This window comes from Streptomyces amakusaensis (genome assembly GCF_039532665.1).
In the GTDB taxonomy this organism is placed as follows: domain Bacteria; phylum Actinomycetota; class Actinomycetes; order Streptomycetales; family Streptomycetaceae; genus Streptomyces; species Streptomyces amakusaensis.
Map to the genome: position 1 here is coordinate 1 of NZ_BAAASB010000085.1, position 783 is coordinate 783.

Genomic DNA, 783 nt, shown 5'->3' on the forward strand with positions numbered 1-783 from the left:
CCCGCACCACACCAGACCGAACACCCCCACCACGACCAAGACCCACCAAACCAGCAACCGACGGCCACTCAAACAAATCCCTCACCGAAAAACGAACACCCAACACCCCCTCAATACGACTAATCAAACGAGCCGCCAACAACGAATGCCCACCCAAATCAAAGAAACTGTCATGAATCCCCACCCGAGGCACCCCAAGAACCTCAGCAAACAAACGACAGAGGGTTTCCTCATCCGGTTCGCGGGGTGCGTCGTCGGTGATGGCGGTGGTGAAGTCGGGGGCGGGCAGGGCCTGCCGGTCGAGCTTGCCGTTGACCGTGCGGGGAAGACCCTCCAGGACGACGACCGCGGCCGGGACCATGTGGTCGGGAAGGCGGCGGGCCAGCTCCCGCCGTACCACCGCACCCTCCAGGACCACCCCGGCGCGCGGGACGACATACCCGACGAGGCGGCGGTCGTCGGGCCGGTCGGAACGGACCGCCACGGCGGCCTGGGCGATGTTCTCCAGGGCCAGCAGTGCGGCCTCGATCTCGCCCAGCTCGATACGGAAACCCCGCACCTTCACCTGGTCGTCGGCCCGCCCGACGTACTCCAGCTCACCGTCCGCACGCCATCGCGCCAGGTCCCCGGTCCGGTACATCCGCGTCCCCGCCGGGCCGTACGGATCGGCGACGAACCGGCCCGCTGTGAGGGCGGCGCGGCCGGCGTAGCCGCGCGCCAGGCCCTCACCCGATACGTAGAGTTCGCCGGTGACGCCGACGGGGACCAGCCTGAGGGCGGGGT

1 protein-coding gene is annotated in these 783 nt (G+C 68.3%); it reads right to left on the reverse strand.

The window, feature by feature from the left end:
* Positions 1-783 (reverse strand): phosphopantetheine-binding protein (locus ABD371_RS35735; protein WP_344486954.1); only part of this gene is annotated, 783 nt, incomplete at both ends.